Genomic DNA, 8,618 nt, shown 5'->3' on the forward strand with positions numbered 1-8,618 from the left:
GCACGTCTTGCGAACCCGGAAGATCACGAACACCGCCGTCGACGTCACCGAACTGGGCTTCGGTGCCTCCGTCATCGGCAACCTCTACCGGGTCACACCGGTCCAGGACGCGGCGGCCGCGATCGAGGCGGCCTGGGACAGCGGCATCCGGTACTTCGACACCGCGCCGCACTACGGGCTCGGCCTGTCCGAGCAGCGGCTGGGGGCCGCCCTGCGCGACCGCCCCCGCGAGCAGTACGTCGTCTCCTCCAAGGTGGGCCGGCTGCTCGTGCCCAACGAGCAGCCGCGGGGCGTCGACAGCGAGGGCTTCGTCGTCCGGGACGACCTGCGCCGCCAGTGGGACTTCAGCCGGGACGGCGTGCTCCGCTCCATCGATGCCACCCTGGAGCGTACGGGTCTCGACCGTCTCGACATCGTCTACGTGCACGACCCCGACGACCACTGGCGGCAGGCCGCCGAGGAGGCTCTGCCCACCCTTGCGGACCTGCGCGACCAGGGGGTGATCGGCGCGATCGGCGCCGGCATGAACCAGTCGGCCATGCTCGCCCGCTTCCTGGGCGAGACCGCGGCCGACGTGGTGATGCTGGCCGGACGCTACACGCTCCTCGACCAGTCGGCGCTGGACGACGTGCTGCCCGCCGCACGGGAACACGGCAAGAGCGTGGTCGCCGTCGGCGTGTTCAACTCGGGCCTGCTCTCCCGGGACCGTCCCGTGCCGGGCATGAAGTACGACTACAAGGACGCTCCGCCCGAGTTCGTCGCCCGTGCCCTGGCCATCGCCCATGTCTGCGAACATCACGGCACGACCCTGCCCGCCGCCGCGATCGCTTTCCCGTTCAGCCATCCCAGTATCATCAACGTCACCCTGGGAATGAGGAATCAGGAGCAGGTCAGGCACAACGTGGAACTCCACCGTCGGCAGGTGCCGGAAGCTCTCTGGGACGATCTTCGCGCCCAGGGCCTGATCAGGCCGGACGTACCCACGCGGAACAGCGCGGAGAACACTCCGGAGAAAGGGGTGCGCGTTGTCTCTGACGGACAAGGCCATTGAGCGGATCCGTGAACTCATCCGCACCGGGGCGCTGCCACCGGGCTCGAAGCTGCCGCCGGAGCCGGAGCTGGCGGCTCAGCTGGGCCTGTCCCGCAACCTGGCCCGCGAGGCGGTCAAAGCACTCGCGGTCGCCCGCGTGCTCGAAGTCCGCCGGGGCGACGGCACCTATGTGACCAGCCTGCAGCCGAGCCTGCTGCTCGAGGGCCTGGGCGGCGCGGTCGAGCTGCTGCAGAGCGACTCGGCGGCGCTGCTGGACCTCATGGAGGTGCGCCGGCTCCTCGAACCGGTGGCCACTGCACTCGCCGCCACCCGGATCTCCGACGACCAGCTGGCAGAGGTGAAGCAGCACCTGGAGGCCATGCGAGCCGCACGTGACGACGTCGAGCAGCTGAACGCGCACGACGCGGCGTTCCACCGCGCGGTGGTCTCGGCCACGGGCAACGAAACGCTGCTCACCCTGCTGGAGGGCATCTCGGGCCGCACCCTGCGCGCCCGCATCTGGCGCGGCCTGGTCGACGACCAGGCCGCGGGCAGGACCCTCGCGGAACACGAGGCGATCTTCGAGGCGCTCTCCACCCGTGACGCCACCCTCAGCCAGGCCGCCGCACTGATGCACGTGAGCCACACCGAGCAGTGGCTGCGGAAACATCTGAGGAGCACCGCGCCGGCAGGATGACGCCGCCCCCCGACGGCCCTTCCCGGGGACGTCCGCCCGGCCGGTGCCCGGCGTGGCGCGGCGGGGCACTCATCCCAGTGTCCACTGCTGATTGCTGCCGCCGTTGCAGGTCCACAGCTCGGCGAGGGTTCCGTCGGCGGTGGCCGCTCCGGTGACATCCAGGCACAAGCCGGACTGGACGCCGGTGATGGTGCCGTTGGAGTTCAGCATCCACTGCTGGTTGGTCTGGCCGTTGCACGGCCAGATCTCCACCTTCGTCCCGGGGGTGGTCTGGTTGTTGTAGGCGTCCAGACACATCTGGGCGCTGCCGGAGTAGACGGTGAGCTGGTCGGAGGTGGAATGCGTCCATGTCTGGCCGGCCCCGCCGTTGCAGCTCCAGACCTCCACCTGGGTGCCGGCGGTCGTGGTGGAGTTCGGTACGTCCAGGCATTTGCCCGCACCCACCGCGTGCAGCTCACCGGTCACGCCGGTGCCGCCGCCGCTGCTGGTGCCGCCCGCGACCCGGTACATCACCGTGCCGTGGGCCGGCACCGAGGTGCTGATGGTGCCGGAGGTGGTCGAGGACGCGCCGGACCACAGGTCGGTCAGGGTATAGGCGGACGCCCCCGTCTTCCCGATCGCGGCCGCGGAGGTGGTGATGGTGGCCGTCGAGTCCGTCTCGTTGAACAGGGCCACCGACACGTCCCCGTTCGCCAGCGGCTTGGCCAGCACGTCCAGGCCGCCCGAGGACGACACCATGGTGCCCTGTTTGCCGAGGGGGTCCTGGTCGACCGCGATCACCCGGGAGTTGGTCAGGGTGGACAAGGTGTCGGAACTGGCCGAGGGAATGTTGGTGCCCGTGATCAGCGGAGCGGCCATCTCCGCCCACAGGCTGAACTCGCTGCGGTTCTCGGTGGCCGTCATCGAGCCGTTGCCGATCTCCAGCATGTCCGGGTCGTTCCAGTGGCCGGGTCCGGCGTAGGAGGCCAGTCCCACGTTGCTGTGGAAGATCGACAGCATGCTGGAGTAGCTGGGGCTGATGTCCCCGGTGGTGCGCCAGCTGTTGCCCACGCCCGCGCCCCAGGTCCACACGTTCTCCTGGCCCCAGTTGCACAGGCTGAACAGGATCGGCCGGCCGGTGGCGGCCAGGGCGTCCCGCATCGAGGTGTACCGGGTTTGTGCCGGCACCCCGGTGTTGTTGCAGTTGTCGTATTTCAGGTAGTCCACACCCCACGACGCGAACGACTGAGCGTCCGTGGTCTCGTGCCCCAGGCTGCCCGGATACCCCGCACAGGTCGCGGTGCCCGCGTCCTCGTAGATTCCCAGCTTGAGCCCCAGCGAGTGCACATAGTCCGCGGTTCCCTTGATGCCGTCGGGGAACTTGGCCGGATCCGGCACCAGGCGGCCACCGGAATCGCGGCTGTGGGTCATCCAGCAGTCGTCGATGTTGACGTACGAGTAGCCCGCCGCCTGCATGCCGTTGGTGTGCATCGCCTGAGCGGTGGACTTGATCAGCGACTCGGAGACATTGCAGCCGTACGCGTTCCAGTCGTTGAAGCCCATCTGCGGCGTCAGCGCGAGCCCGTTGCCCAACGCTGCGACGGGCTGCGCCGTTCCCAGGGATCGACGTCGCGTCAGCGCGGACAGGACCGCGGAGTAGGCCGGCTTCTTGTTGCCGCCCGCGTCGAACAGCAGCGGGTTCTCCCCCGTCCGCCACGAGTCACTGTCCCTGATCCCCCACACGGTGATGCCGGTGCAGCGGGCGACGTTCATGCACGCCTGCACGGTGTTGGCGTAGGCGGTCGGTGAGGCCTGGGCGATGTCGAGTTCGGTGATCTGGACGTCCACGCCGAGCGCGGCGAAGTTGGCCAGAGTGGTCCGGAAGCCGGCCGGCGGGCCGCCTGCGCCGAAGTGGCTCTGGAAGCCGACACAGTCGATGGGCACACCGCGGGACTTGAAGTCCTTGACCATGTTGTAGACGCCCTGCGTCTTGGCGTCGGACCAGTTCTCGATGTTGTAGTCGTTGTAGCAGAGCTTGGCCGAGGGATCGGCGGCCCGCGCGATGCGGAACGCCTCCTCGATGAAGCCGTCGCCCAGCACGTTCTGGAAGACCGAGCTGCGGTGCTGGGAGGAGCCGTCGGCGAAGGCCTCGTTGACCACGTCCCAGGCGTAGATCTTGCCCTTGAAGTGGCTCATCTCGGTGGTGATGTGGTTCTTCATCACGCTGCGCAGCGTGTTCGCATCTCTGATGCCGCTGACCCAGCCGGGTAGCTGCGAGTGCCACACCAGGGTGTGGCCGCGCACCCGCTGACCGTGCGCGGAGGCGTGGCCGACGATCGAGTCGGCCGGGCCGAAGTTGAAGGTGCCGCGGGACGGTTCGGTGGTGTCCCACTTCATCTCGTTCTCCGGGGTGATCATGCTGAACTCCCGGTCGAGAATCGTGGAGTACGTCGGGTCGCCGAGCTTCCCGGCTGCCACGGCCGTGCCGAAGTAGCGGCCGCTGCCCGCCGCGGCCGAGCCCAGCGTGCCGGAGGCCGCATGTGCCGCGGGTGCCGCCGTCCCGGCCAGGGCCAGCACCGTACCGACCGTCAGACCGGTGGCCGAGGCGAGGACCTTGCGGAGACGGGGCTCCTCGTTGAGCCAGGACATGGAGGATCACTCTCCTTGTGTGTGGGGGGGACACCGACCGCGAGACAGTGCTGCGGTGCAGTCGGGTCACGAGCTCAGGAGACCGGCAGAGCGGTCCACTTCTGGTTGGCGCCGCCGTTGCAGTCCCACAGGACCAGTTGCGTACCGTCGGTGGTGGATGCGCCGGGGTCGTCGAGACAGCGGCCGGAGACCGGGTTGCGGTAACCGCCGTTGTACGCCTGCCATTGCTGGTTGCTGCCGCCGTTGCAGTCCCATATCTCGATCTTGGTGCCGTTGGCGGTACCACCGCCCGTGGCGTCGAGGCACTTCCCGAGCGCCCGCAACGTGCCGTCTGAGCGCGCGGACCACCACTGCGCGGCGGAGCCGTTGCAGGACCAGATCTGCGCGGCGGTCCCGTTGGCGCTGTTGCCACCGTTGACGTCCAGGCACTTCCCCGCGATTCCGGAGCGCACCGGCCCGCCGACGGGAACCGGCGGCTTGATCCAGCCTGCCGCGTCCGCGGCCTGGACCCCGGCGTTGAAGGCGTCCGCCATCTTGCGGTAGCCGTTGTCGTTGGGGTGGAGGGGGTCGGAGAGGTCCGCGGTGGTCAACGCGCTCATGTCCACCAGGCGTACGTGTTTGCCGGCGGCCTGCTCGGCCTGGACGATCCCGGGGAGCTTGGCGTTGAACGCGGGCCGGTTGGCCTCCTCGGTGCCGCTGGTGGAGATGATCACGGTGCCGAGGAGAACGGTGGCGTCGGGTGCGTCCTCGGTGATCCGGTCGATGAGCGCACGAAGCCGGTCGGTGGCGGTCGGGATCTGGTAATTGCCGTTCAGATCGTTGGTCCCGATCTCCAGCGTGATCACGTTCGGCCGGTAACCGGCCAGCACGGAGTCCGCGATACCGGTTATCTGGTCGATCCGCCAGCCGGAGTGGCCTTCGTTGTCCGGGTCGGGCATGGTGCCGTTGCGACCTGAGCCGACGAAGTCCAGGGCGTGCCCCTCGGCCGACAGCTGGTTCCACAGAAAGCCCCGGTAGCCGTTCCCGGACGGACTGCCGACGCCCCAGGTGATCGAGTCGCCCAACGGCATCAGCCGCAAGGGGGCGGGCGCGGCGGCGGTCCGGACGGCGGAGGGCGGCGCCTCGGTGCCGATGGCCGCCGCCGCGGGCAGGGCACAGGCCATGCCGAGGGCTGCCGTCAGCGCCGCGGTCAACGGCGCCAGGTACTTCTTCATCAGCGTTCCTCACTGGGACGGGACAGTGGGTGGGGTGAACGAGCCCGCGAGCCGGTCAGCGCGGGGTGAAGTCCTGCTCGGTGAGGGAGGCGTCAGTTGAGTCGCCATTGCTGGTTGGATCCGCCGTTGCACGGCCAGAGTTCGGCCGGCGCCCCGTTGGCCGTGGAGGCGGCGGTGACGTCGAGACAGAGTCCGGACTGCGTGCCCGTGACGGTGCCGTCGCCATTCAGCTGCCACTGCTGGTTGGCGCCGCCGTTGCACGGCCAGGTCTCCACCTTGGTGCCGGCGGAGGTCTGGTTGTCGTATGCGTCCAGGCACATCTGGCTGCCGCCGCTGTAGACGGTCAGCTGGTTGGAGGCTGTGCGGGTCCAGGTCTGGTTGGCGCCTCCGCTGCAGTCCCAGATCTGCAGCTGTGTGCCGGCCGTGGTGGACGAGTTGGGCACGTCCAGGCACTTGCCCGCGCCCACCGCGTGCAGCGCACCGGTGCTCGTCCCGCCGGAGGAGTTGCTGTATCCCGCCGCGGTGATGTTGGCCTGGACCGCGTTCTCGGTGGCGTCCGACGGGTAGCCGGAGGTCATCACGCCCTCGTAGAAGGTGCCTTGCGCGCCCTTGCTGTTGTCGCCGCCGGTGCCCAGGATGATGGCACCCTGCTTCCGCATCGGGTTGTAACCGGCGACGTTGGGGCGCGGTCCGTCGTAGAAGGTGGACAGGCCGCCGGACTGCGCGTTGCCGCCACGGATCGCCCAGTGGTTCGGGCCGCCCTTGATGATGGCGGTCGTATACCGGTGGTTGATGGTCGGGTCGCCCGCGTTGTCATGCTGGTTGACCCCGGAGAACAGGCCGTTCTCGAGGTCGGCCATGATCCACGGACCGTTGCCCGAACCATAGCCCCAGACCTTGATGTTGCCGAAGTAGATGGCCTCCATGGTGCCGTTGCCGTCGTCGTTGCTGTCCGTCTCGGCGTTGCCGTAGTCGAAGCAGCAGCCGCCGTTGTAGTGCGTACCGTCGAAGATCGCGTACATGCCCTCGGGGTTGTCCCCGGTCGCGATGCCGTTGGTGTGGTTGTTGCGGTACCCCGTGCCGGGCGCCACGAAGACGCCGTAGGCCTTGTGACCTCCCACCATGGTGGGCGCGGCAGTGGCGTTCGCGAGGTTGTCGGGGCCGCCCGCGGCACCGCCCGCGGGCGCCTGGGTGAGGCTGTTCCCGCGGCCTGACTGGTCGTAGATGACCGTGATCAGGCAGGTCGTCCCCGAACAGAAGGAGTCCTGGGCGGCGGCGTCCGCATACCCGCCCGCGCCCAGGACGCCGATGTTCCGGGTGGTGTTGTCCGAGGCACGCCGGACCTGGTAGAGCGGGCCGTTGTACGAGGCGTACAGCGCTCGCGTCGTGCTGTGCGCCGCCACACAGGGCGTGCCGCCGGCGGCGTAGATGTCGCACGGCCCGGACGCGGCGGCCCGAGCCGTGCCGGCCGTGGCCGTGGCTCCGACCAGCGTTCCGGCGACGAGTACGGCTGCGGCCCCGGCCCGGGCGAACGTTTTCGACCGCGAGCGGGGCGAGCGCGCCGACGGCGGGACATGTCCCTGGTCCGGCACACTTTCCGGCCTGCCACGGTGCCGTAACGCCGCCAGGAGCCGTCGTATACCACCACGCCCGGACAGCGGGTGGGGTCTTGTGCGCATGGTTCCCATCTGATCTCCCCTACGTGCCGCCGCGACCCAGTCGGGTGTGTTGGCGGCGCTGACGATCCGAAGCACTTGAAGGTGCCGTATGTGCAGTGAGATTGCAGAGAGGTTTCGGGGGGAGACGGTCCTCCCGAGCCGCGGGGCTGTCAAGGGTTCTAAGCCCCTGCCGCGAAGGTTGTCGCGGAATCGATTCGACGGCTGATTTCTGCGGTTCGGACCTCGTCCGCACACTCGAACAGATCCGGCGTGACAGCAGGCAGAAGGCAGTTTCCCTGACCGCAGCGCCTTGGCGCCGCCATGCCTCACGGCCCGCCATTGACCCCGCACTCGGCCGGTCGGTAGCCTTTCGTCGAAGCGCTTGCGTGGAACCGATTCGTCCAGGTTGTCCGGCACTTGTATGCGATGCGGAACGCGCGGCGGTTCCGCAGTCCCGACGCCGCAGCCCCGCGGAGGCCGGCCCTCGCGCGTCCTTCGTACGTCCGGGCCCCGTGGCGCGCGGGGCACCTCCTGGCACCGCTGGGCACCAAGGCGCTCGTCCAGCACCATCCATGACGAGTCCTCGGGGCGGCTGCACCGCCGCACGCGCGGCTCAGCACCGTGGACTCACATGGGCAACCGTCGCCGGCAGCCCGTCAGTGTCCTTGCGGCCGGAGCGTAGGTCTTGAGGAGCTGCATGAACATCGGGGAGATCGCTCGCCGCGCGGGAGTGTCGCGCAGCACGGTGTCCTATGCGCTCAGCGGCAAACGCCCTCGCCAGCGTGGTCGACGCCGCCGCCCAGGTCGACCTGGATGTGCTGCTGTCCCCTTCCGGCGAGGACCACGACCGTTCCTTCGAGCGGTCGATTTCGGAACGCCGTGCCGACGGCGTCATTCTGATGGAGATCCGCCCGGAGGATCCTCGTGTGAGGCGCCTGCAGGATGCCGGGCTGCCGTTCGTCGGTATCGGGCACACGGCAGGCGACCATCAGATGTCCTGGATCGACGTCGATTACTCCGGTCTGGTCCAGCACTGCGTCCGGCACCTCGCCGATCTCGGGCACCGCCGGGTGGCTCTGGTCACTCGTTCCCCGGAACTCATTGCGGCCGGCTATGGCCCGGCGCACCGGGCCAGAGAGGGTTTCGAGGCAGCCGTGGCGGAACGCGGCCTTGACGCAATGCCGTGACTCTGTTGGCGATCTTGTGAGGGGTGCTGACGCGGCGTCTGTTCTGCGGTTCGCTGAAGTGAGGCGGGGTGGTGTCTCGGGGAGGGGCCCAGGGATGTCGTTGCGGCCGAGGAGTTATCAGCGGATTCCGGCGCGGACGGTGCTGACAGCGTGGGCGGCGTGTCCGAAGGGGGCGCCGGCGATGCTGATGCGGGACCGGTTGGA

General features: G+C 69.0%; 5 protein-coding genes and 1 pseudogene. 3 read left to right on the plus strand and 3 right to left on the minus strand.

Annotated elements, in window-relative coordinates; all coding sequences use genetic code 11:
* Positions 1-7: 7 nt before the first annotated feature.
* Both ACWC2T_RS35710 and ACWC2T_RS35715 read left to right on the plus strand, forming a co-directional pair.
* Positions 8-1,051, plus strand: a complete 1,044-nt coding sequence (locus ACWC2T_RS35710; RefSeq protein WP_450674490.1) for an aldo/keto reductase — start codon at positions 8-10, stop codon at positions 1,049-1,051.
* Positions 1,026-1,727 carry a FadR/GntR family transcriptional regulator gene (locus ACWC2T_RS35715; RefSeq protein WP_450674491.1) on the plus strand — a complete coding sequence of 234 codons (702 nt, stop codon included), beginning with the start codon at positions 1,026-1,028 and terminating at the stop codon, positions 1,725-1,727. The genes ACWC2T_RS35710 and ACWC2T_RS35715 overlap by 26 nt, the downstream gene beginning before the upstream one ends.
* Before the next feature lie 69 nt (positions 1,728-1,796).
* On the opposite strand, the gene ACWC2T_RS35720 is transcribed toward ACWC2T_RS35715, so the two are convergent.
* The 3 genes from ACWC2T_RS35720 to ACWC2T_RS35730 form a co-directional block, all read right to left on the minus strand.
* The gene (locus tag ACWC2T_RS35720; RefSeq protein ID WP_450674492.1) at positions 1,797-4,355 is read right to left on the minus strand and encodes an endo-1,4-beta-xylanase; all 2,559 of its coding nucleotides are present in this window, start codon (positions 4,353-4,355) and stop codon (positions 1,797-1,799) included.
* Positions 4,356-4,429: 74 nt separating this feature from the next.
* Entirely contained in the window at positions 4,430-5,569 is a 1,140-nt protein-coding gene (locus ACWC2T_RS35725) for a ricin-type beta-trefoil lectin domain protein (protein WP_450674493.1), read from the minus strand.
* 92 nt (positions 5,570-5,661) lie between these two features.
* Positions 5,662-7,248 carry an arabinofuranosidase catalytic domain-containing protein gene (locus ACWC2T_RS35730; RefSeq protein WP_450674494.1) on the minus strand — a complete coding sequence of 529 codons (1,587 nt, stop codon included), beginning with the start codon at positions 7,246-7,248 and terminating at the stop codon, positions 5,662-5,664.
* A 676-nt stretch (positions 7,249-7,924) separates the two neighbouring features.
* Between ACWC2T_RS35730 and ACWC2T_RS35735 the strand changes: the two are divergent.
* A pseudogene (locus ACWC2T_RS35735) lies at positions 7,925-8,399 on the plus strand (LacI family DNA-binding transcriptional regulator); the annotation flags it as partial.
* Positions 8,400-8,618: the final 219 nt, after the last annotated feature.

Source organism: Streptomyces sp. NPDC001393 (genome assembly GCF_053597455.1).

What these genes read in the sequence shown, in the direction of transcription:
- ACWC2T_RS35720 (WP_450674492.1), bottom strand. Translation starts at nt 4,355, where the DNA reads ATGTCCTGGCTCAACGAGGAGCCCCGTCTCCGCAAGGTCCTCGCCTCG.
- ACWC2T_RS35730 (WP_450674494.1), bottom strand. Translation starts at nt 7,248, where the DNA reads ATGCGCACAAGACCCCACCCGCTGTCCGGGCGTGGTGGTATACGACGG.
- ACWC2T_RS35725 (WP_450674493.1), bottom strand. Translation starts at nt 5,569, where the DNA reads ATGAAGAAGTACCTGGCGCCGTTGACCGCGGCGCTGACGGCAGCCCTC.